Origin of the sequence: Paenibacillus sp. FSL H8-0034, from assembly GCF_038000305.1 — a bacterium.
GTDB lineage: Bacteria > Bacillota > Bacilli > Paenibacillales > NBRC-103111 > Paenibacillus_S.
In genome coordinates, this window is the sequence record NZ_JBBOBS010000001.1 from 2,456,154 (window position 1) to 2,478,771 (window position 22,618).

Annotated in this window: 22 protein-coding genes; 19 read left to right on the forward strand and 3 right to left on the reverse strand. The window is 44.6% G+C overall.

What is annotated here, in order from left to right:
* The first annotated feature begins 6 nt into the window (after positions 1–6).
* The 10 genes from NST47_RS11125 to sigK all read left to right on the forward strand — a co-directional run bounded on the left by NST47_RS11125 (position 7) and on the right by sigK (position 11,571).
* Positions 7–885, forward strand: coding sequence for a carbohydrate ABC transporter permease (locus NST47_RS11125; RefSeq protein WP_341155195.1), 879 nt, complete (start codon positions 7–9; stop codon positions 883–885).
* 269 nt (positions 886–1,154) lie between these two features.
* Positions 1,155–3,503 (forward strand): AraC family transcriptional regulator, encoded by a 2,349-nt coding sequence (locus NST47_RS11130; protein ID WP_341155196.1) that lies wholly within the window; start codon positions 1,155–1,157, stop codon positions 3,501–3,503.
* A gap of 219 nt (positions 3,504–3,722) precedes the next feature.
* Entirely contained in the window at positions 3,723–5,240 is a 1,518-nt protein-coding gene (locus NST47_RS11135; RefSeq protein ID WP_341155197.1) for an ABC transporter substrate-binding protein, read from the forward strand.
* Between the two features lie 83 nt (positions 5,241–5,323).
* A complete protein-coding gene (locus NST47_RS11140; protein WP_341155198.1) occupies positions 5,324–6,244 on the forward strand; it encodes an ABC transporter permease in 921 nt (306 codons plus the stop codon).
* A gap of 15 nt (positions 6,245–6,259) precedes the next feature.
* Positions 6,260–7,129 (forward strand): carbohydrate ABC transporter permease, encoded by an 870-nt coding sequence (locus NST47_RS11145; protein ID WP_341155199.1) that lies wholly within the window; start codon positions 6,260–6,262, stop codon positions 7,127–7,129.
* Positions 7,130–7,175: 46 nt separating this feature from the next.
* On the forward strand, positions 7,176–7,979 hold the full coding sequence (locus tag NST47_RS11150) for a histidinol-phosphatase (RefSeq protein WP_341155200.1): 804 nt from the start codon (positions 7,176–7,178) through the stop codon (positions 7,977–7,979).
* Positions 7,980–8,051: 72 nt separating this feature from the next.
* Entirely contained in the window at positions 8,052–8,780 is a 729-nt protein-coding gene (locus tag NST47_RS11155; RefSeq protein ID WP_341155201.1) for a glycerophosphodiester phosphodiesterase, read from the forward strand.
* A gap of 57 nt (positions 8,781–8,837) precedes the next feature.
* Complete coding sequence (locus tag NST47_RS11160) at positions 8,838–9,842, forward strand: zinc-dependent alcohol dehydrogenase family protein (protein ID WP_341155202.1); 1,005 nt, start codon at positions 8,838–8,840, stop codon at positions 9,840–9,842.
* 85 nt (positions 9,843–9,927) lie between these two features.
* Positions 9,928–10,632, forward strand: a complete 705-nt coding sequence (locus tag NST47_RS11165) for an MgtC/SapB family protein (RefSeq protein WP_341159657.1) — start codon at positions 9,928–9,930, stop codon at positions 10,630–10,632.
* Between the two features lie 237 nt (positions 10,633–10,869).
* A complete protein-coding gene (gene sigK / locus NST47_RS11170; RefSeq protein ID WP_341155203.1) occupies positions 10,870–11,571 on the forward strand; it encodes an RNA polymerase sporulation sigma factor SigK in 702 nt (233 codons plus the stop codon).
* Positions 11,572–11,711: 140 nt separating this feature from the next.
* Here sigK and NST47_RS11175 read toward each other — a convergent pair whose 3' ends face one another.
* Positions 11,712–12,305, reverse strand: a complete 594-nt coding sequence (locus NST47_RS11175) for a TetR/AcrR family transcriptional regulator (protein WP_341155204.1) — start codon at positions 12,303–12,305, stop codon at positions 11,712–11,714.
* A 111-nt stretch (positions 12,306–12,416) separates the two neighbouring features.
* On the opposite strand from NST47_RS11175, the gene NST47_RS11180 reads away from it, so the two are divergent.
* Positions 12,417–13,358 (forward strand): ketopantoate reductase family protein, encoded by a 942-nt coding sequence (locus NST47_RS11180; protein ID WP_341155205.1) that lies wholly within the window; start codon positions 12,417–12,419, stop codon positions 13,356–13,358.
* 160 nt (positions 13,359–13,518) lie between these two features.
* Complete coding sequence (locus tag NST47_RS11185) at positions 13,519–14,505, forward strand: NADP-dependent oxidoreductase (RefSeq protein ID WP_341155206.1); 987 nt, start codon at positions 13,519–13,521, stop codon at positions 14,503–14,505.
* Here NST47_RS11185 and NST47_RS37175 read toward each other — a convergent pair.
* Together NST47_RS37175 and NST47_RS11190 are read right to left on the reverse strand one after the other, a co-directional pair.
* A complete protein-coding gene (locus tag NST47_RS37175; protein WP_445667456.1) occupies positions 14,436–14,660 on the reverse strand; it encodes an IS3 family transposase in 225 nt (74 codons plus the stop codon). The genes NST47_RS11185 and NST47_RS37175 overlap by 70 nt on opposite strands.
* Positions 14,661–15,021: 361 nt before the next feature.
* Positions 15,022–15,666, reverse strand: coding sequence for a transposase (locus NST47_RS11190; protein ID WP_341155207.1), 645 nt, complete (start codon positions 15,664–15,666; stop codon positions 15,022–15,024).
* Between the two features lie 382 nt (positions 15,667–16,048).
* Between NST47_RS11190 and NST47_RS11195 the strand changes: the two genes are divergently transcribed.
* From NST47_RS11195 to NST47_RS11225, 7 genes are all read left to right on the forward strand, one after another.
* A complete protein-coding gene (locus tag NST47_RS11195) occupies positions 16,049–16,405 on the forward strand; it encodes an ArsR/SmtB family transcription factor (RefSeq protein ID WP_341155208.1) in 357 nt (118 codons plus the stop codon).
* A complete protein-coding gene (locus NST47_RS11200; RefSeq protein WP_341155209.1) occupies positions 16,377–16,895 on the forward strand; it encodes an SRPBCC family protein in 519 nt (172 codons plus the stop codon). The genes NST47_RS11195 and NST47_RS11200 overlap by 29 nt, the downstream gene beginning before the upstream one ends.
* Before the next feature lie 310 nt (positions 16,896–17,205).
* A complete protein-coding gene (locus NST47_RS11205; RefSeq protein WP_341155210.1) occupies positions 17,206–17,976 on the forward strand; it encodes an HAD-IIA family hydrolase in 771 nt (256 codons plus the stop codon).
* 75 nt (positions 17,977–18,051) lie between these two features.
* Complete coding sequence (locus tag NST47_RS11210) at positions 18,052–18,606, forward strand: glycerol-3-phosphate responsive antiterminator (RefSeq protein WP_341155211.1); 555 nt, start codon at positions 18,052–18,054, stop codon at positions 18,604–18,606.
* Between the two features lie 276 nt (positions 18,607–18,882).
* Positions 18,883–19,986 (forward strand): phage baseplate protein, encoded by a 1,104-nt coding sequence (locus tag NST47_RS11215; RefSeq protein WP_341155212.1) that lies wholly within the window; start codon positions 18,883–18,885, stop codon positions 19,984–19,986.
* 274 nt (positions 19,987–20,260) lie between these two features.
* The gene (locus NST47_RS11220) at positions 20,261–21,571 is read left to right on the forward strand and encodes an ABC transporter substrate-binding protein (protein ID WP_341155213.1); all 1,311 of its coding nucleotides are present in this window, start codon (positions 20,261–20,263) and stop codon (positions 21,569–21,571) included.
* A gap of 88 nt (positions 21,572–21,659) precedes the next feature.
* Entirely contained in the window at positions 21,660–22,607 is a 948-nt protein-coding gene (locus NST47_RS11225) for a carbohydrate ABC transporter permease (RefSeq protein WP_341155214.1), read from the forward strand.
* Positions 22,608–22,618 lie beyond the last annotated feature (11 nt).

The window sequence follows — 22,618 nt, forward strand, 5'->3', positions numbered from 1 at the left end:
TCGACCATGAGCTTTGTGCAGCACAAAAAAATAACGCTTTTTGATATCGTGAATTATACGTTGTTGGCGATTATCTCGGTATCCTGTCTGTTTCCTTTTGTTTATGTGTTGAGCTTGTCCTTGACGGATCGAGCCGTGTATATTCCATATACCTTCCATTTATTTCCTGAAAAATGGTCTTTGGCCGCATATGCCTATATTTTGTCATCGGATAGTTTTCTGAATGCGTTGAACAGCACATTGTTTATTACGATTGTAGGCTCGATTTTAAATTTGGCGTTTACCTTTACGATGGCTTACGGCTTGACCGAAAAAAGATTGCCTCACCGGAAATGGATTTACGGGATCGTTGTCTTTTCTCTGGTGTTCAGCGCAGGGCTAATCCCCGGCTTTTTTCTGGTTAAGGAGCTGGGCTTGATGAACTCGTATTGGGCACTGATCCTCCCGTCGCTGACCAATGCATGGAGTCTGATCGTGGTCAAAAGCTTTATGGATTCATTGCCGGTAGAGGTGATGGAGTCAGCCAAAATCGACGGCTGTACGGACCTGGGTGTTTTTGGCCGTATCATCCTGCCGCTCAGCAAGCCGGCCTTGGCCGCATTTTTTCTGTTTTTTGCTGTGGCTCATTGGAACACCTACTTTAATGCGCTTATGTTTTTGACCGATTCCAAAAAATGGACGCTGCAGGTACTGGTCAAATCGCTGGTTCTCGATAACCGCGCTTCAACCTCCGGCATGGAAGCCTCTATCGGCGATTCAGCTCCACCGTCGGAGACTGTCCGTTCCGCGGCGATCATCCTCGCGATTCTTCCCATCCTGTTCATCTATCCTTTTTTGCAAAAGCATTTTGCGAAGGGTGTCATGGTTGGTTCAGTGAAAGGGTAATCCTAAACGTGTTGTGACGATAAAAAAGGTAATATTTGTAAATCATAACATCGCACAAATAAACGAAATAAGCCTTGCCCTGAACTGGGGCGGGCTTATTTTACATTTAAAAAAGTAATTAGATCCGAAGTCCTCTTTTTTTAATCGTATTGTTTTCAAATTATATCGTATTGTTTTCAAATCATGATATCATTGAAGGAGCGGAATGAGCAGGTATTACCGACAAGGTGCATAACCCGTGAAATTGAGTGGAAGGTGCTTGTGATAAAATGAATACCTATATCAGCAAATTATTTCATCGCAGAAAATTTTTCGTGAAGCTTTTAACCTATTCCTTGTTGATTGCCATCATTCCAAATATGGTTACATCCATCTTGGCTTATGTAAATGTCACAAAAGTATTCCGTCAGGAAGCCAGCACCAAAAGCCAAGTGCTTCTGACTCAAATGAAAAGCGCGATGGAGATCCTGGTACAGCAAATACAAGAGAACAATAAGCAGGTCATTTATAATACGTCGTTTCGTAATTTCGAAAATTTCCCCAACGGGTATTATTATGAGAACTTGTCGGGTAATCTGAAAACAGAGGATTTGCCGACCAACTACTGGTATTTGAGAAACAAAGATGAAGCAGTAAACAGCATCAATCTGTTCAAGCTGTCCAGTACCTATGTGGACACGGTGTATTATTATGACCGTGACAAAAGCATCGTGTTAACTTTTGGAGGCGAAACCTTGCTCAAACAATACGACTATGGTTCCTTTTATGATAAGGACTGGTTTGATTCACTGGATCGATTCGATGATCGTGGCATGGTTTTTCTCGATACCCGTCCAGCCATGCAAGCGAATCAAAGCTTGAAAAATGTGATCACTCTGATCATCCGTTCAAGTGTGTCCAATGCCTTCATTATTAATCTGGATGTGGACAAGCTTGAGGATAAGATCGTATCCAAGCTGTCGGATCAGGATAACCTGCTGATCGTCTCCCGGGAACGGGGCTTGATTTTCAAATCCCATGGAGAGAAGACGACTGACGAATTGCTTGAACTCATCAAGGACGATACACGTGTGTTCCAAGATACCAATAATACCGTTATCCACAAAAACATGCTGATCACCAGCACGTTCTCTCCCGAGCTTGGCTGGTCGTTCGTCAATTATACGAGTATGGACAGCTTGGAGCAAGGATTGAATTACTTAAAGCAGCAAATTCTCATGTCATCGTTGTTTTTGATTTTTGCGACTATTTTGATTGCCTTCTTATCTTCCAAAAAGCTGTACCGGCCTCTTCAGCAAGTGATGGATACGATGAGAATACAAAAACAGAAAGTGGATGGCAGCTCCAAACCAGAGTTGAAGGATGAATTTCAAGACATTGCCGATTTCGTTCGGTTGACCGTATACGAGAAAGAACGGATCATTGACAGATTGCAGGAAAGCTTGCCTTACTATAGGGAAAAATTTATTCTTTCGCTGCTGAAGCCGAGTACCCGGACAGAAGAAGAGATTAATGCCAAGCTTGATTATTTAGGAATCGAGTTTGAATTAGGTCCTGTCATTTGTTTTGTCGTATCCATGGATAACTATACTATATTGCTGGAGGCGGAAGATCCGAAAATTATTGATTTGTACCGAATCAAGGTCATTCATTTACTGCAGCAGTGCAATTATGACGGCGAACAGGTATTGATCACTGAAGTGGAGGATGACAAGCTTGCAATAGTAATGACTATGGGAAGCTTGTCATTGGATAATGTCTTTTTGATTGCTGAAGGTGTGATGCAGCAGCTACAGGAATCAATGGGAGACGGATTTACAGTCGGCATTGGCAGTCCGTGCAGCGATATGTCCACACTTCCGGGTTCGTTTCACGGCGCATTGGAATCGCTGCAATTTAGATTTTTATATGGCGGCAATCAAGTCATTTTTATTGGTGACGTCTCTTTGATTTCCAGTGGGGACCAGGATTGGTTCAAACAATTGTCCGAAGCGTATGTCGCAAACATTAAATTGGGGAAAGCGGAGGAGGCTAAGCAGACGTTGGACGCCATTGTGGAGAACATCAAGGAGAAACGCATCCACTACAATGAAGCCCGTTCCTTCTTTGCACAGCTGCTCCAGGGTCTGCAGTATGGGATTTCGGCGATCGGGGGCAAGACGGATACGTTGTTCGGGCTGGATCCCTATCAGGAGCTTGCGAATAAACAGAGGATTGAGGATATTACCGACTGGTTCGAAGAACTTACGGATCGAGTGATTGTATCCGTGTCGGAAGAATTTAATGCCAAAGGAACCAATCATATTACCAAAATACTGGATATCATTGATGCGGATTTGAGCCAGGATTTGAGCCTAAATGCAGTTGCCAGCCGCTTGTCGCTCAATCCTTCCTATGTCAGTCGGTTGTTCAAGCAATTTGTTGGCAAGACGTTCGTTGAATTTGTGACGTCCAGACGGATTGAACAGGGAAAGCAACTGCTGGAAACGACAGACATGAAGGTTGGCGATGTGGCCACATGCGTTGGCTACCAGAATTCGTATTATTTTATTAAGCTATTCAAAGAAGCGACGGGCATGACCCCTGGAGAATACCGTAAGCAGCACGTGCGGGAGTAATACAATCTTGATATCACTTTTATTAAAATCAAGGAAAGAAGCCGACTTGATGGGCATACGCCACGATTCTCCGCATTAATCTTTTGACATGGTGAAACTACTATATATTTCATCGTTTTAAGCATGCTATGCTCTGATTGCGGGTTGAAAGCGCTTCATTCAAGAAGGCCTTACGAACGACCGCGAACAAATGAAAACCTATGGGGAGGTAAAAAGAGAATGAACAAAAAGTGGATTGGAACGACCGTTGCCGCATCAATGATGGTCACACTCGTTGCTGCGTGCTCCAATAATACGCCGGCTAAACCAGCGGCGGGAGGCGCGGTTAAAGAACAGTCTAAGGATGCTTCCAAAATCGTCATTTATATGAATACGAATGCGATCTCCCGCAAACCGGAAGGCAGTGACCCGAAAGCTTTGGAAGAAGTGACGAAATATGTTAAAGAACAAACTGGCGTAGAAGCAAAGGCAATCATCCCTCCTAAAGGCTCCGAGAAGGATAAGCTGAATGTTCTACTCGCCTCAGGTGACCAACTGGATGTCTTTCAAGGAGGCTGGGATGAATACAAGCAGGCCATTATCCCACTGAATGATCTTCTGGACAAATACGGTCCCGACATCAAGAAGGCGTGGGACGCCGATGCTTGGAAGCTTATGACGGACAAGGACGGGAAAATCTGGGGTATTCCACGAATTATTACGACAGCTCCTTTCCCGCTTTGGGTTCGGGCTGACTGGCTGCAGAAGCTGAACCTCCCAATGCCGAAGACGCTTGATGAATTCGAAAATGTGCTTAAAGCTTTCAAGGAAAAAGATCCAGATGGCAACGGGAAGGACGATTCCATTCCTATCCTGCTGGACGACCGGTTTCAATATGGCTTGGTCGGCGCTTTCACCGAGAACGGCTACAGCAATTGGATAGACCCAAAGGACAACAAGCTGAAAATTCCCGAGCTGCAGCCAGGTTACGTCGATTTCTTGGCGAAGATGGCAGACTGGTACCAGAAGGGCTACATTTATCGTGAAACGTTCGCCAAGTATGATGTATTGGAAATGTTGAAGACCAATCGTGTCGGTGCGGTGGACATCTGGTACTCTAGTTTGACTGTTAATGCTCCGAAAGTAGCACAGACGGTGAAGGAGATGGACTATCAAGCCATTCCTGATATTAAAGGACCTAAAGGTTACTTCCAAACGGCATATCCTGGAACATCTTCAGCCATGCTTGTAACTAAATCTTCAAAAAGTCCGGAAGGGGTCATTAAATTCATTAACTGGCAGTATCAAAACGTGGAGAACCACTTGACGGCCTGGTACGGTTTAAAGGACAAACATTGGAAATGGGCTGACGAAGGCAAGAAGACCGTCGAGGTATTCAATCCAAGTCCTTACGCCGGAGAGTTTATGATTACTCTTGGACTGGCTATGGAAAGAAAGTATGCGACAAATGATCCACTGCGGGTTAAGCACTCTGATTTCCTGAATAATGAATTAACCAAGTTTGACAAAGTGAAAATGCCTCTCGATCTTGGTGTCATTTATGACCAGATGGCTCTGAAGGAAAAGGTACCGAACGCGGGCGATTTGGATCGTCTCCGGAAAGAGGAAGTTATCAAGTTTATTATGGGTGCCCGTCCAATTAGTGATTACAATAAGTTTGTAGATGAGCTATACAAGGCAGGTCTTGATAAACTGATTGATTTCCAAACGGAACAGTACAACAAACAAAAGAAATAAGCCCATACTGCGTATCGGCAGGTTAGGTTGATCAGGACCTGCCGCATCGCCTTACTGAATGGCTGGACGGGAGAGTTGCAACTATGAATTCACAGAGGATTGGAAATATTTGGAGAAGGCAAAAGTTTTATTATTTTCTGATGCTTCCCGGTCTGCTTTACTTCTTCATCTTTCATTACATTCCGATGTTTGGTGTATCCATTGCGTTCAAGGACATCACACCTTTTGATGGTATCGAGGGAATATTCGGCGGCGAGTGGGTAGGTCTCACACATTTCAAGCGTTTTTTCGATTCCTATTATTTTTGGAATGTGCTTGGAAATACCATTATCATCAGTTTGTATAAACTGTTTTTTGGTTTTCCCGCTCCGATCCTGCTCGCTCTATTATTGAATGAAGTCACGAGCAAATGGTTTAAAAAAAGCGTGCAGACCATTTCTTATTTACCGCACTTTATTTCCATGGTTGTTGTTGCCGGATTATTGACCAATTTGTTGTCAACAGACAATGGGATTCTGAATGCCATTCTAAGCGCCCTCGGTAAAGAAGCAGTTTCCTTTTTGGGTGAGCCGGCCTATTTTCGAACCATTCTGGTCATTTCCGATGTATGGCAATCGATAGGCTGGGGCAGTATTTTATATCTTGCAGCCATGGCGGGAATCGATCCGCAGCTGTATGAAGCTGCCAAGATGGACGGAGCCAACCGTTTACGGCAAATGTGGCATATTACTTTGCCTGGCATTAGTTTTGTCGTATCCATTTTGCTCATCCTGAATGTAGGCAAATTTTTGGAAGCGGGGTTTGAGCAGATCTTTCTATTGTATTCTCCGTCCGTGTATCAAGTTGCGGATATCATTGATACGTATGTATATCGGCAAGGCCTGCTGCAAATGCAATATTCTTTCGCGGCCGCCATTGGTGTGTTCAAAAATATTGTGGGTATGGTCTTAATACTGCTCGCCAATTACATCGTCAAAAAAATGGATCAGCCTGGGCTGTGGTAAGGGGAGGGAAATACTATGATTAACAAAAGCGAAAAAACAACCCAATGGTTGATCTACATTGTTCTTGTCCTCGTATCTCTCGCCTTTTTGCTGCCATTTTTGTCGGTTTTATCTACTTCCTTGGTTAGTGAAAAAGAGTGGATGCGGCGAGGAGCCTTTATTTTATTCCCTGAAGAGTTGGATTGGACAGCTTATCGGATGGTTTTATTCGACAGCACATTAATTTGGGGTGCGTACCAAGTTACTCTCTTCCGTGTACTGGTGGGAACAGCGCTGAACTTGATCGTGACTGCCATGCTCGCTTACAGTCTGGCCCGTAGGGAATTGCCGGGGAAAAATATCGCTGTTACTTTTATTTTTATCACGATGGTCTTTCACGGCGGTTTAATCCCGAGTTATTTGCTTATCAAGTATATCGGTTTGCAAAATTCGTTATGGGTATTAGTTCTGCCATCGCTTGTGAGTGCTTGGAATACGTTCATCATGCGCAATTTCTTCATGTCGATTCCGATTGAGCTTGAGGAATCAGCCGTGATTGACGGCGCTTCACCGGCTAAAGTGTTAATGAAGATCATTGTCCCTTTATCGATGCCGTCGTTTGCAACAATCGGGTTGTTTTACGGAGTGTATCATTGGAATGAATGGTTTCAAGCCTCTATCTATCTGAATGATACACACAAGTATCCGGTTCAGGTGTTCATGCGCAACATACTGCTCAGCGGTTCACTTCAAGATGAACAAATGGATTTGACGAATGAATTACCGCCGGCCGATACACTGAAATCAGCAGTCATTATGGTCAGCACTTTGCCTATTTTATTGGTATATCCATTTATTCAAAAGTATTTTGTAAAAGGCACACTGGTTGGTTCCGTAAAGGGATGAGCTGGATGAAATTATTGGTTGGAGCCAATTGGGAGGAAGTCATAAAATGAAATTTGATTTGCACACACACCATCATCGCTGCGGGCATGCAGTCGATGAAATTGAGAGTTACATCCGCTCCGCCATTGACTTAGGTTTGTCGGCAATCGGGATCTCAGATCATTCTCCTTATTTTGCCGCAGAAGAGGACCATCCCTCACCAGGATTGGCGATGGCGAAGAGTGAATTTCCAAAGTATATCGAAGAGGTAGTGAGGCTTAAGAAGCAGTATGAAGGTAAAATTGAAGTTTTAGTAGGTGTGGAGTCGGATTATTTTACAGATTCGATTAAGCTGTATGCGGACATATACCGCAAATATCCTATCGACTATCTCATTGGATCTATCCATATTTCAGGCGGCAAGCATATATCGGATAGAGGGCTGTGGACGGTGCTTGATGAGGAGCAGTTGGAACTGGAGAAATTCATCTATTTTGACCTGCTGCAGCAAGCAGCCAAAAGCGGCGTGTTTCAAATTATTGGCCATATGGATTTAGTCAGACGATATTATAAGGATTTCATGCAATCCTGCGGTCCGCTTGTTGAACAGACGATGCAGGTATTTGCAGAAACCGGTGCGGTGTACGAGGTCAATACCTCAGGGATCGAGCGTGGGGAAGGGATTAATCCGTGCCGAGAGGTGCTTGAAATAGCCAGCCATTATGGAGTTAAAGTCACCTTTGGCTCCGATTCGCACCGACCTATGCGGGTAGGGGAGCATTGGGATTCAACAATCACCTTATTGAAGCAATTGGGCTATAAGGAATTGATCATGTTCCGCAACCTTAAGCCTGTAAGCATATCGATTTAATGCGAGGGGAACTAGCGATGAAACAGCAGCATGCTTATCAACAATAAACTATCTTATATGGAGGAATTTTATATGAAAATCAGAGGTATTGCACATCGTGGTTATCCCAAGAAATTTCCAGAGAATACATTGTCGTCGTTTCAAGCAGCTTGCGATTTAAACTTTACCCATCTGGAACTGGATGTTCACTTGAGTAAGGATGGCGTTCCGGTTGTTACCCATGATTATTCCATTGACCGCTTGTCCGACGGGAAAGGATTTATTCGAGATTATACGCTGAAGGAATTGAAGCAATTTTCAATTGGTGGGACAGAAACGATCCCGACGCTTGAAGAGGCGATGGATTTGCTCAAGGGTAAAATTAAAGTGCTTATCGAACTGAAGCAAGCCGGTGACATGTATCCCAATCTGGAGGAAGCAACGCTTAACGTCGTTTATAGTACAGATACACTGGAACAGTCACAGATTATATCGTTCGACCATTTCTCCCTCATGCGGACGAGAGAGCTTGATAAGGATATTGAATTAGGAGCACTTTGCAGTGGTAATATGCCGCACGTATTCCCTTTTATGAAAGAAATGCGTTGTACCTTTCTGGGTACACAGCTTAAATTCCTGACACCGGCGTACGATAAGCTTATGAGAGATAACGGCATTATTTGTGGTCCCGGCGTGATCAACTCTATGGAAGAAATGGAGATCATTGCGGACAAATATCCGGCCGCATTGGTTACGACCGATGAACTGGAGCGTTGGGCTGACTTATATAAAAGCAACCCGAAATTGCGTCTCGAGGTTTAATTATTGTGCTTGTTCGTATGAAGTGTGGTTATATGATTGGATGAAGGAGATAGAGCAATGAAAGCAGCCGTGTTCAAAGAAGCTCACCAGATTGAAGTTATGGAATGGAAAACAACGGAGCTTAAACCCGATGAAATGAGGATTCAAGTCAAAAGCTGCGGAATTTGCGGCACAGACCAGCACATTTATCATGGAAATCCAGGCTCTGCAGCCGTAACCCCACCGCTTGTGCTCGGCCATGAGCTGGCTGGTATCGTCACAGAATGCGGGGAGCAGGTGAAGCCATTTAAAGCAGGAGACCGGGTATCGATAGACCCGAATATGTACTGCGGAAGCTGCCGATATTGCCGCAATGGCCAATCGCATCTATGTGACCACCTGCAAGCTGTTGGTGTTACACGTGATGGAGGCATGGGTGAATATACAATCGTACCCGCTGCGAATTGCTATTTGCTGCCGGATTCGATGAGCTTTGCCGAGGGGGCAATGGTTGAGCCACTTGGTTGTGTGCTGCATGGCTTCAAGAAAGTCGACATTCGCCCGATTCATTCCGTACTGCTGATCGGCGGTGGCTTTATCGGTCAATTGTTCCTGCAATTGGTGAAAAAGCAATGCGCTGCAAGGATCGTGGTTAGTGAGCCTGCTGCAGAAAAGCATAAGGCGTTGTTGGCACTGGGTGCTGATGAGATCGTGCAGCCAACCGCTTTAGTAATGGAGCAGCTTAAAGGAGAATTCGACGTAATCATTGAATGCGTGGGACGCAAGGAATCAATGGAGCTTGCCATTGAAGCTGCAAGAAAGGGTGGGCAAGTGCTGCTATTCGGCGTCGCCAATCCGTCAACGCAAATCCAAGTATCACCTTATGCGATTTTCACCAAGGAGCTTTGTATATTCGGTTCCTTTATTAATCCACATACGCATGAAGAAGCAATCGCTCTGATTGACCAAAAGATTGTCAAGGTGGAGCCTTTAATCAGCCATCGATTCCCGCTGAATGAAGTACCGCAAATCATGGATAATTATGCAGGTATGAATGTGACCAAAGGGATCATCGTTTATTGATTTAGAAAGCGAGAAGAAAGAAGTGAACACGTTGAACGGAATATCCAGCATTTGGTTCATTAGCAACGTTGAGCTTCTATGGCGGATGGTGCTTGCTGTTGTTCTCGGTGGATTGGTTGGCATGGAGCGTGAATGGCATAACCATGCAGCAGGCTTCCGTACACACATTTTGGTATGCTTGGGGTCAGCCACCATTATGCTGCTCTCGATCTACGGCTTCTCCGAGTTTGTTGCGGAGGCTAACGTACGGATTGATCCTGCCCGCTTGGCGGCTCAAGTCATTAGCGGTATTGGTTTTCTTGGAGCTGGCGCTATTCTCCGTAACGGTTCCTCTATTAAGGGATTAACCACGGCAGCCTCAATTTGGGTTGTAGCAAGCATAGGCTTGTGCGTTGGCGCGGGATTTATATACCCTGCCTTTGTTGCGACGCTTCTGGTTCTTATCAGCCTTCTTCTGTTAAACAAATGGGAGAAGTATTTGCTAAGGCACCGCCGAAGTAATGATGTCACGGTCAAAGCACATGATGATCCCGGTATGCTTGGAAACATTGCTTATAAATTCAGTGAACAAGGCATTCAAATCATAAATGTAAAAATGACGCATGATCTGGATCAAATGGATGACGAAGACGGGAGAGCGAAAACCCAATTCTATTTTAACCTGCAGGTTAAGGATCGGAATAAAATCTTATTGGCGGTCGAGCAGATTAAAGGACTGGAATCCATTCTTTCAGTTGAAACAAGTCCTGGTCATGATAGGGTCAGGCTTCACCAGCAATTGCCTATGTGATCGTTATAAAGGGTGTAGGCAATGCTGGGTTTAGTGGAGCATCGCTGCTTGTCAAGCATGAGCTTCTATAGCTGTAAGATCGTGAGCTGATCGCTCGCAATCCTGTTATAGATTATAATGCAGCCCCGATCCGAATAGATATTGCCAAATCGAGTTTTTCTAATTTTAAAGGTACAGGCACTTATAGGCTATCACCCACATATGATGATACTAATCGCAACGTGGGGGTGACTGAGTATGCCTGGACTGTTCTCGGCAATAGCTTTGTTTATTAAAGAGGTCGTACTGCTGGTTTCGTATGTCAAAAACAATGCATTTCCCCAACCGCTATCCGAAGCGGATGAGGATAAACATTTAAGACAAATGGCAGCCGGGAATCAACATTCGCGTAATTTACTCATCGAACATAACTTACGTCTCGTCGCGCATATCGTCAAAAAATTTGACAACACTGGCGAGGATCTAGAGGATCTGATCTCAATCGGTACGATTGGATTGATCAAGGCGATCGAATCTTTTTCACCTGATAAAGGTACAAAGCTGGCTACCTTCGCAGCCCGCTGTATTGAGAACGAAATACTTATGCATTTGAGGTCGCTTAAGAAAACCCGTAAGGATGTATCCCTGCATGATCCGATTGGTACAGATAAGGAAGGGAACGAGATTACGTTAATCGATATTCTCGGTTCCGAAGCGGATGATGTGGCCGATCTGGTGCAGCTGAAGATTGAAAAGTCGAAGATCTATAGGAATCTGGACATCTTGGAGGAGCGTGAACGTGAGGTTGTTGTGGGCCGTTTTGGGCTGGAGGCCGGGGGCGAGGAGCGAACACAGCGGGAAATTGCCAAGTCGCTGGGGATCTCACGTTCGTATGTATCGCGGATCGAAAAGCGTGCGTTAATGAAGCTGTATCATGAGTTTTACAAGATAAAGCGGTGAATAAATTACAACGAATAAAACGAAGGTGCCCAAAGTGTAGGTACCTTCGTTTTATTTATTGGGAGATGTTATTAGCTCAACTTTCGCAGCAGCGAATTAAACTAATCACCATATCGTTCCTATCTGACCCGTCTCGTTATTCATCTGTATTCATCGCCATTGCGATACAGCCCCAGACCGTTCATTACATAAGGACGAACAATGTCTAGAAGCAGATCGGTTCGATCTTTTTCCTCGACATTTAACCAATAATGCGCAGCGCCATAAATCGCTGAACCTGTCATGGCCGCCATGATTTTTATATGATGCCTGTCCGCCCCATGGTGGGTATCCCCTTTCAGAAAAATACTCTCTATGGTTTGCTGCAGCATTTTCTTTATTTTTTCATCGACAAGTGTCGCCATCGAATTGGAATCCATTCTGCAGATCAAATAAAAATCCACGATGTATTGGTGCGTCAGCAAGATCAACTGGTCACATATTTCATCCGTAAACTCCTGGGCATTCGCCACTTGCTCAGGAATCATTTCATGAAAAGCCTGTTCTGTGACTTCGTCAAGCAAAGCATATTTATCTTCAAAATGGGCATAAAAGGTGGCGCGGTTAATGGTTGCTTTCTGAGCGATATCTTTGATGGTGATTGCATCAAATCCTTTTCTCCGCAACAAATCTCTGAACGCTGCTCTAATTAACTCTTGTGTGCGTAACACCCTCGGATCTTCCTGATTTACCATTTCTTATCTCCTTGTTAAACATCAATTATCACAATGTGTTGCCTATGCAACTTTCATCTAATTCTGCCGGTTGAAATCATAAGCTTGCGATATTATTATCTTATCAAACAGATGTTGCTTAAACAATCTGTGACTAATTCTATGGAAGGAAGGATCATATTGAACACCAAACCACATAAACTTTTGATATTTGGCGCCGGCGTGATTGGCAGTGTATATGCACTCCGATTAGCACAGTCGGGACTGGACGTCACTATACTGGCACGAGGAAAGAGACTGGAGGCGCTGAAAAGGGACGGCCTGAAATACAACGATAATGGAACGATAAAGCAAATATCTATCAAGACGATAGAAAAGCTTGATAACGACGACATTTATGATTTTATCTTTGTTCCAGTACGATATGATCAGGTCGAATCTGCCCTGTCTGCGATCAAGCATAATCGGAGCAAGACCATCGTCACCTTTACCAATACCATTGGATATGACTCTTGGCTTGAAATCGTGGGTGATCGCTTACTTCCGGGATTCCCGGGCGCCGGTGGAGACATCAAAGAAGATGTTCTATACGCTCAATTCGGTTCCGAAAAACATCAAGGAACCATTTTTGGTGAAATAAATGGACAAACGACCGAAAGAGTGAAAGAGCTTGCCAAAATATTCGAATCAGCGGATTTGCATTATGAAATACAAAAAAATATTCAAGCATTCCATGTTTCGCATGCTGCACTCGCTATAGTCAACAAGCATTTCTATACGTATGACGGACTGGTGGATATAGAGACAGCAAGAAGTGAAAGCACTCTAAGCAAGATCGCTGCAGATATTAAACAAAATATTCGCCTGGTTGAACAAGCCGGAATCCCGGTAATCCCGCCCGAAACGAAGTCAATGAGTGAATTTCCTGAAAAGGATATTATTTCCATATACCGCCAGATGTTAAGCAATGACTTTATAATTGATGTAAAGCTTGGGAACCATGCCGTCAGCCAAAAAGCAGAAATCATGTTATTGCATGAGGTGTTTCATAAAAAGCTATCTGTTCGACGATGACATCATCATCGGCTCCACAAAGGACGGCAAAACGGTTGATATTACCTCCCACTGGGAAAGCAATTATCGGATCATGCCAAGGATTTGACCCAGTTAACACAGTAGAAATAGCTGCAGTTAAAAAATCAACGTATGTTCAATTTAAGAGGGAGGATAAGTCATGAAAGCTATCGTTTTGACAAGTTTTGGAATACCGGAAGTACTAGAGGAACTGGAAGTGCCGGTCCCCGCACTCACCGACACACAGGTTCTCATCGAAATGCACGCCTCTTCCATCAATCCCGCAGATATTCTATTTCGCAGCGGCGCGATTCTTCAAAGTCCGATGGCCGATAAATTTCGGGCTCAACTTCAATTACCGTTTGTTCTTGGTAATGAAGTAGCCGGCATCGTAAAGAAGGTTGGCGAAAAAGTGCGTCACTTCAAGCCGGGGGATCGTGTCATGGGCATGGTTGATAGGGGTTCCTACATGGACTATGTTGCGGCGGAGGAAGATCTTCTTGCGGTTATCCCTGAGAGTCTTACCTTCGAAGAGGCAGGCGCCGCGCCTACGGTTGCCTTGACAGCTTGGCAAGCGCTGTTTGAGCATGGCCGTCTTCAATCAGGGCAACGCATCCTTGTTCAAGCAGGCGCCGGAGGCGTGGGACATGCGGCGGTCCAGTTGGCCAAGCAGCATGGAGCGTATGTTATCGCAACCGCGAGGGACTATAATCATGATTTCGTCAAAGGACTCGGTGCGGACGAGGTGTTCGATTACACGAAAGTCGACTTTGCCACCCAAATAACAGATCCTGTTGATATCGTAGTGGATTCCGCTATGGACCCATCCACTTTCGGTACCGGGTTACCAGGAGAAATCGGAAAGAAGAATTACTCGGTCATCAAGAATGGTGGAACCTATATTTCAGTGGTGGCATTCGCGATCAATCAATATCCGAAGGTTCGCGACATTGACGCATGTTTCTTCCAGGCAAGACCTAACCGTACCGACTTTGAATCTATTGTTCGCCATATGAAAGAGAATAAATTGAGAATCCATATCGATGAGGCCTATCCCTTTACTGCTGAAGGCCTGCTTCAGGCGTATCGCAAAAGCGAAGAGTTGCCGAAACGAGGAAAAGTCGTCATATCGAAAAACGTGAGATAAACCTCTTGCTTAGTGAAATGGGTGCTCTTTCTTTTTTTGAATATGTGGCTAAACCAGTGAACATAATCACTTAATTTCAACGCTAGCTGTTCAGAGTTTAAGCAATGAGCATGATTAGCGAATTCCGTTTTAAAAACCTTATACTTCTTCGTGATTTTCCGCTTTCATATAACCGAACCATCTTGCTCTTGAATTCGGCTGTGAATATACGTCTTTCTTTGGGCATAGTAGTTTCGCTCCTTGTCTATTGGCTTTATTCTACTAGCCCTCAATTTATCTGGCCAATTTACTGTAGCCGATCTCTTTCCCTTTTCGAATAATCTCCATCATGAACCTCCCCTGCCTACGTTTTGCTTAGAGGCAGGAGTTTCTTACTACTACTTACCGTAACTTTCTACAAAACAGCAGGTTGGCTGCTGTCTTTCACTACCCTGATAGCGGAAACGTTGACAGCAAGCTATCGTAAGCAACACTTTCGCAAGTAGGTGGGTACCTCACCATCTACTACTTCTAGCTTTAGGCTATCCGTAGATACTTGATCTCCGGGGTTTCTCCCAAATGTCGGATCTCTCCATACAGATGCTTGGATAAGATCCCTTTACTCCCATGGACATCCCGATGCTCCTTATAGCCGCACCCACATTTGTAATTTCTTGTAGACGTCTTGTTCCGTCTACCGCAACAAGGGCATTGTTGGCTCGTATAGCTTTCATCGATCGTTTTCACGCGGATTCCATAGGCTTCAAACTTGTATCGGATTTGCTTCTGGATCTTGCCAAAGCTCCAATTGGATAACTTTTGGTTCACTACCTTAGCTACGTTTCCATCATCGTAACTCATTGAAATCATGAGTTTTCGATCAAAAACGAGTTCGATTTCTTTGATCTCTGCAGCAGGCAGGCGAGACACTGTAATCCGGATGGCTTGCTGTCTTTTTCCCTTCCATACCCCTAAACTGAGTTGTAGGGTATTCCCCTCGATCTGGAAAGCTTTGTCCACCCATTTCGTGTTGAAATGGCTCTTCTTCTTGTAGGGGTATTTAGGGTTCAGTCCTTGTTTTCTCGCTTGTTGTGCGCTATCCCGCGAGAATAAGTACTTATGGCATACCGCTTGGACCGACTGAGAGTGCAGGGGGAATTGCCCTTTCAGTTCGGATTGCAACTACGATTGGCTGATCCATTTCCCCTCGTGTTGGCGTGCATAATTTCTAGCGTGGGTCAGACATTCGTTCCATATTTCTGCGGATATTCGATTGCATGCAAACAGTCGATTTAGATTCTCTTGTGTCGTTCGGAATTCTGTTTTTATACAGCGAATCATGCGGGTTTCACTTCCTTCTCTGGAAATGAATGAGAACATATATTCCTATTTTAGAAGAGATCTAATCCTTTTGCTACAAGATAAATGCTATTCATCCCCGACTTAACGACAGCAGTTTGAGGACATTGTCGTTGGAAGTCGGGGAATTCTGGCTGATTTTGTTAAATTCAAATTATCACGAGACAAATACCAAAGCGAGGTCGAGAAATGAGGTGAGAAATAAATGCCGGTCGATATTTTTTCAGCGCTTGCTGATCCTACCCGAAGGAAAATAATTGAATTGCTTGCCGAACACGAAGAATGCCCCGCATCCTTCATCCACGCGCAATTCCCAGTCAGTCCTCAGGCGATCTCTCAACACCTGAAAATTCTTCTCAAAGCTAATCTAATCAGCGTGGAGAAAAAAGCGCAGCAACGTATCTATCGGCTGACTCCCATGGTCTTGTTTAAGCTTGATGAATGGTCCAATCATGTCAAGCAAAGGTGGAACAGACGCATGGATGCTTTGGATGCCGTTCTGAAAAATGAGATGGAGAACATGCTCAAAAACCATGAAAAGGAGATTGACGATGAGCCTTAATAAGCAAGATGTCGTAATTACACGTGTTTTCGATTTTTCGGTGGAATTGGTGTGGAAGGCATGGACGAATCCATCACTAGTGATGCAGTGGTGGGGACCTGCTCATTATACGTCTCCACGGTGTGAAATCGATTTTCGAGAAGGAGGAAAGTTTCTATTCTGCATGCGTGCACCTGATTCACATGGCGGTCAGGAGTCGTACTCTGCAGGTATCTACAAAGTAATCAAGCCATTGGAACGGCTAGAGTTCAACCAGTATTTAAGCGATGCAAACGGCAATTACATCGATCCGGCAGAGGCAGGGCTCCCATCGGATTTTCCCAGCAATGTTGAATTTGTAATCGAGTTTTCCTCAATAGGCGAGCGGACGGAACTTAAGATAACGGAATATGGCTGGACGCCGGGAGAGATGTTGAAGTATGCGCTCCTGGGGATGAACCAGTCGCTCGACAAGCTTGCCGAACGAATCGGACCGATGAATCTGTCTTAGCTGACAAGACACGCATATGTATTGCAAGGTCTATACAATTTGACAAAAATAAACCTTAGAAAGTCCAAGTCGCAACGTCATCAGGACTTTGCTGATAGGGCTCGGATTAGAGGTCTGTAGGCTCAGATTTATCAACAAAAAGAATGATTGACAACAAGTTAAACTTTCCTCTATAATTCAAATCAATAATAAATACGGTAAAAGGTTGAGTAAACGAGTACCCTTATCCGTAAACATTTTCCGCTGCTGGCGGGATCTGTTTACTGCGGATAAGGGTTTTCTTGTTTTACCGGGAGAGTGAGGATTTGATTTGAAAGGTTACATTTTTGACTTGGATGGAACGGTTTACTTAGGTGACACCATGATTGAAGGGGCAGCTTTGGCTATCAGCCAACTGAGGGCTAGAGGTGATAAGGTTGTATTTCTATCCAATAAACCGATTGCACCAAGAATCTCTTATGCGGAAAAACTGACGAGAATGGGCATACCGACCTCTATCCACGATGTGCTGAATTCATCGTTGATCGTAGCGAGGTACCTGCAGAAGCATCTAAAACAAGGACAACATGTGTACGTTGTTGGTGAAGAACCGATATGTGAAGAGCTGCGGCTGCACGGAGTCCCGTTGACGGTTGAAGGGCACAAAACGGATTACGTCGTTCTATCATGGGATCGGAGCTTTAACTATGACACGCTTAATTTTGTTTATCAGGCGGTTCTACGCGGAGCAATTGTCATTGCCTCGAATCCGGACTCGACCTGTCCGCTTGAAGATGGAACATTGCCGGATACAGGAACCTTTATTGCAGCATTGGAAGCAGCCACAGGCAGACCCGTTGATCTAGTTGTTGGGAAGCCTTCACCCATTGCGGCGGAGGCAGCCTTACAGCATATCGGACTTGATTCAAGCAACTGTTTTATGATCGGAGACCGACTGGAAACAGATATCAAAATGGGGAATGATGCGGGTATGTCCTCTGTGCTTGTACTGACAGGCATCAGCACTAGAGAAATGGCACAAAATGACGTTTGCCGCCCTAAATATATTATTCCAAGTATCAAGGATATCATTTATTTATAAGTATAGTCCCCAAACTGTAATTATAAGTAAATGGTATAATGAATGATGTCACTATCTAGCTGAGGGGGGCATCACATGTATCCGATCGTCGATTTGGTAGAGCACCAAACAATAGCTGCGGTTCAAAAAGAGGAAGATATGGAAAGAGCCTTGTCAGGAGAGGTTAATATCGTTTTTTTATTAACCGGATCCATTTTTAACATCAAAGAACTGGTAGACCGGATTAAAGCCGCAGGGAAGCATGTTTTTATTCATATGGAATTTATCGAAGGAATTGCCGCTGATCGCAGCGGTGTTACTTACATGGCTAAGCATGTTCAACCGACAGGCATTATTTCCACGAAAAGCAACCTTATCCGGATTGCCAAGGAACATCAGCTTATGGCTATTCAGCGTATATTCCTAATTGATCGGAGTGCGGTAGCGAGGGGGATGCGGGCAGTCGAGCAAAGCATGCCTGATGCTATCGAGGTCATGCCGGGGGTTATGCCCAGAGTTATACGAGAAATAACGAATATGACACCGCTTCCAATTATAGCGGGAGGGCTTGTCGTCCACCAAGAGGAAATCGATGATGCTTTGAGAGCTGGGGCTTTGGCTGTATCGGCAGGTACATCGTCACTATGGTAATCCGAGTCGAGCCCCATGCCGAATCCCCCAAGGATATGCCCACTTACGAAGCTACTCTGTCAAAAGGGGAGCTGGCAGGGAAGGTGCTATTGCAACCTGTTGTAACCTCTATGCCGCCATAAATCTCTTTCATCACTTGATGAAGCGGGATTTTTAGACTATAGCATTGGCAGGCTTTCAGGAAGGTGAGGTGAAAATACCGCTGGAAAGACAGTTTTTACTGTGCTTCAGGAGAATGGAATGATGAAATTTATACTAATTCGGAGGTGTTGTTAATTGAAAACGTTAATGCCGCAATTGAGAGAACGAAAGGGTACGATATTTAAACGTCGTTTGGCTGTACAAATATGTGCAGTTTTGCTGGCAGCCTTGATGCTGATTCCAATTTTGCCACCGAATCAACAAGTTTTAGCAGATCCGCTTCCGGTAACTCAGGTATTTGATTTGTCAGATAGCTCGGATCCATCAATTCTTAAAAAAAATCTACAACGCAGCACAGTCTTGCAGTCTTTTGGCTACGATAATGTCAATCAACATATTTACACGGTGCAATTAATTGGCGGTGGCCTTCAACTGCCGGGCGAGTCGTCGGCCCCCACTGCTGCGGTTAGAAAAACGAATGGGGATTTATGCATCACCAAGCTCGATTTCGCAGGCAACATTATCAGCTATATGTATGTGTTAGGAGCCGGACACGGGGTGTCCATCGGTGTGGAGCCAGGCATTGGGCAGAGTGGACAGCCAGTTGCTTATCTGTGGACAGAGACGGACGGTGTGCCTGATAGTGTGAATGGAGCAAGGGGGACGAAGATCGCCAGATTTCCTTTCACGGATGGTGCGGTAGTAACGCCTAATACCCCGTGGCTTCAGAAGCATACGCTCGTTCCTGGATCCACCAATGCAACAGTCAGCATTGACATGAAGAATGGCTATTTGGTTTCGCGGTATAAAGCAACCGATGGGAATTATAAGCTCAGCTTGTTTGATCTGGCGCAAGTGAAGTTAGGAAACTATGTTGTGCGGTCTACGATAAATATGCCAGCTGTGGATACAACGGTTACTTCGTTCCAAGGTTATACGTCCTATGGAAATTATGCTTATTTGTTGGAAGGCACAGCATATGGGAATGGGAACTCAGTAGCTCCTAACGGCAATACTTACATTAGCATATATGACTTCAACACGGGAGCTTTAGTGAATCGGGGGCTTACAAAAGCCGGATATTCGTTGCTGTATAGAGAACCCGAAGGCATGGCAATCCAAATCCCAAATCCTAGCACCCCGGGCTATGCACGCTTGTCATTCGGCTTTGCTTCCTATGTTTCTACAACGGATACTAGCAAGCAGGCAAGTATCTATTATAAGGACGTGCTGCATTGATCTTGGATTCAAAATAATATTTGAATGGAAAAGTGACATAAGGTATAATAAAATTATCTTAATGAAAACGCTTTAATTGCCAATTATAATTAAATCACTCTGGGTTACGGAGACCATGAGATTACCCAAGAGACAAAGAAATCGTATGTTTGCATACGATCCATTCTATTGTCTTTTCTGTATTTTCTTGGTCTTTTTGCATACGTTCATCAATAAGGGAATCTTCAAAATGCAATCTTATGCTGGACAAAAATGAGAGGGGTATTCTTAAACTATGAAATTAAAAAAAATGACAGCTGTGTTGTCTGTAGCAGCCATGACGGCGACACTGCTTAACGGTTGTTCCCAAGGATCCGAACCCGCTGCAGCAACCAAGCCCGTTGCAGAGGACACAACGCCCATCACGATTCAATACTGGCATTCCCATGCTGAGAAGCAAATGCCTATAGTCAACACGATGATTGAAGAGTTCAAGAAGAAATATCCGTATATTACGGTAGAGCAGGTGTTCCAAGGCGGATATCCCGATCTGCACAAAAAACTGCAGGCAGCCGTAGCCGCAAACTCTGTACCCGCTGTTACGAATGTGGAAGTGGCTTCCCTTCCTAACTTTGCAGAGGGTGGGGTGTTCACGGACCTGACTTCTTTCATCAAGCGCGATCAGATCGACCTGAACGATTTTTCCAAAGGGATGCTTCAAGCTTACGGATACAACAACAAGCAGTATGGCTTTCCATTGATCGTCAGTTCAAGTGTGTTCATATACAATAAGACGATGCTTGATAAGATCGGGGTCAAACCTCCTCAAACGTGGTCGGAAATCGAAGATTTCAATAAGAAGGTAACGATCAAGGAAAACGGCAAAACAACCCGATATGCCTTTTCGGTGCCCGGTTGGGATACATGGTACTTCGATCCATGGATTACCAACGGCGGAGGTACTATTCTTACGGCGGACAAGAAAAAGGTAGGCTTTGACCAGCCGGAGAGCTGGAGATGGATCGAGAATTTCCGCAAATGGACGCAGGAAGGCTCTGTGCAAATGGGATACGGACCAGGAGCTTCCGATAATATGCGGCAAATGTTCCTTGATCAGAAGGTCGCTATGGTCGAGCATTCGTCTGCAACCTTGAAAGCGACCTATCTCGATAATGCGAAGTTTGAAGTGGGCATGTCGTTTCTTCCGGGTGATAAAGAGCGGAAGGCCCATATCGGTGGGGCGGGCATCGTAATTATGGATAAAGCCCCTGAGAAGCAGAAAGAGGCAGCCTGGAAGTTTGTTAAGTTTTTGACAGACAAGGAGAACAATATCAGATGGGCAGATGGAACTGGATATTTGCCGACTCACAAATCGGTCATCAACACCGAGGAAGGCAAAAAGTTTTTTGAGAAATATCCTCAATATAAAGTGCTATTCGACAACTTCGATAACATAGTAGGGCGGCCGCAGCACCCTGCATATCCGGAGTTTAGCAAGAAATATTTGGATATCGTTGGCAAGATGTTGTTGGAGAATGCGGATCCGGTGCCTCTTCTGAAAGATGCAGTTAAAGGGATGAACGATATCTTGAAGGATTATCAATAAAGAATTCATTAAGCAATCATATCGGTCAATGCAAGTGCTTGGACAGGCTTGCTTGGCTGTCAATTCTGCAAATGAGAGGGGAGTCGCCATGAAGACGATGACCAATCGTCGGGCAAGTTCAGAATCGCTGTCTATCAGCACACAGAGCAAGCGATCCCGATTTCGTTGGATGGAAGGCATGAAGGATTTTTCCTTTGCTTTGCCAGCTTTGCTATGTTTATTAATATTTGTTTATTATCCTTTGATCAACTCTTTTTATTTGAGCTTCACAAGCTGGAATATGACGAATCCTATCAAGAAGTTTATCGGATTCGATAACTACACGTATTTGCTGACGAGTGATACCTTTTACAAGGTTCTGAAAATTACGTTTACGTATACGGTTTTGGACGTGACCCTTACGCTATCGATTGGCTTGCTGCTCGCGTTGCTGTTTAATCATTCATCAAAGTTTTTTAGTTTCATGCGCTCCCTGATTTTCATGCCGCATTATATTTCAATGGTTATCGTTGCGATGATCTTCCTATGGATATTTAACGGCCAGTTCGGCGTATTGAATAAATTGCTGGGCAACATGGGAATCGAGCCCGTTCTTTGGCTGATGAATCCGAAAACGGCGTTATGGGCACTGATAGTTGTTTCCGTCTGGAAAGGAGTCGGCTTTACGATGATCATCTTTATCGCCGGTCTTCGAGGCGTGCCTCTGGATTACTATGAAGCGTCAAGTATCGACGGAGCGACCAAGTGGCACCAGTTCTGGAGCATTACCCTTCCGCTCCTGTCACCGACTACTCTGTTTCTGTTTATTACCAACTTTATCTCCTCCATGCAAGTTTTCCAATCCGTCGACGTTATGACGAACGGAGGTCCGTTGGATGCAACGAAGGCCATGGTATTCTGGATCTACGAAATGGCGTTTGGTGAATTCAGGACGGGCAGAGCCTCTGCGCTCGTTATTATCTTCTTCATTATCATTGTACTTCTGACGATCGTTCAGATGTATGTTTCCAGAAAAAAAGTCCATTACGAAGGGTAGGTTGTCCATCA

Coding starts and splice junctions, on each gene's coding strand:
- NST47_RS11140 (WP_341155198.1), top strand. CDS start 5,324: ATGAATTCACAGAGGATTGGAAATATTTGGAGAAGGCAAAAGTTTTAT.
- NST47_RS11165 (WP_341159657.1), top strand. CDS start 9,928: ATGGTGCTTGCTGTTGTTCTCGGTGGATTGGTTGGCATGGAGCGTGAA.
- NST47_RS11175 (WP_341155204.1), bottom strand. CDS start 12,305: ATGGTAAATCAGGAAGATCCGAGGGTGTTACGCACACAAGAGTTAATT.
- NST47_RS11145 (WP_341155199.1), top strand. CDS start 6,260: ATGATTAACAAAAGCGAAAAAACAACCCAATGGTTGATCTACATTGTT.
- NST47_RS11220 (WP_341155213.1), top strand. CDS start 20,261: ATGAAATTAAAAAAAATGACAGCTGTGTTGTCTGTAGCAGCCATGACG.
- NST47_RS11130 (WP_341155196.1), top strand. CDS start 1,155: ATGAATACCTATATCAGCAAATTATTTCATCGCAGAAAATTTTTCGTG.
- NST47_RS11185 (WP_341155206.1), top strand. CDS start 13,519: ATGAAAGCTATCGTTTTGACAAGTTTTGGAATACCGGAAGTACTAGAG.
- NST47_RS11200 (WP_341155209.1), top strand. CDS start 16,377: ATGAAAAGGAGATTGACGATGAGCCTTAATAAGCAAGATGTCGTAATT.
- NST47_RS11180 (WP_341155205.1), top strand. CDS start 12,417: ATGTTGCTTAAACAATCTGTGACTAATTCTATGGAAGGAAGGATCATA.
- NST47_RS11135 (WP_341155197.1), top strand. CDS start 3,723: ATGAACAAAAAGTGGATTGGAACGACCGTTGCCGCATCAATGATGGTC.
- NST47_RS11195 (WP_341155208.1), top strand. CDS start 16,049: ATGCCGGTCGATATTTTTTCAGCGCTTGCTGATCCTACCCGAAGGAAA.
- NST47_RS11155 (WP_341155201.1), top strand. CDS start 8,052: ATGAAAATCAGAGGTATTGCACATCGTGGTTATCCCAAGAAATTTCCA.
- NST47_RS11210 (WP_341155211.1), top strand. CDS start 18,052: ATGTATCCGATCGTCGATTTGGTAGAGCACCAAACAATAGCTGCGGTT.
- sigK (WP_341155203.1), top strand. CDS start 10,870: ATGCCTGGACTGTTCTCGGCAATAGCTTTGTTTATTAAAGAGGTCGTA.
- NST47_RS11225 (WP_341155214.1), top strand. CDS start 21,660: ATGAAGACGATGACCAATCGTCGGGCAAGTTCAGAATCGCTGTCTATC.
- NST47_RS11160 (WP_341155202.1), top strand. CDS start 8,838: ATGAAAGCAGCCGTGTTCAAAGAAGCTCACCAGATTGAAGTTATGGAA.
- NST47_RS11150 (WP_341155200.1), top strand. CDS start 7,176: ATGAAATTTGATTTGCACACACACCATCATCGCTGCGGGCATGCAGTC.
- NST47_RS11125 (WP_341155195.1), top strand. CDS start 7: ATGAGCTTTGTGCAGCACAAAAAAATAACGCTTTTTGATATCGTGAAT.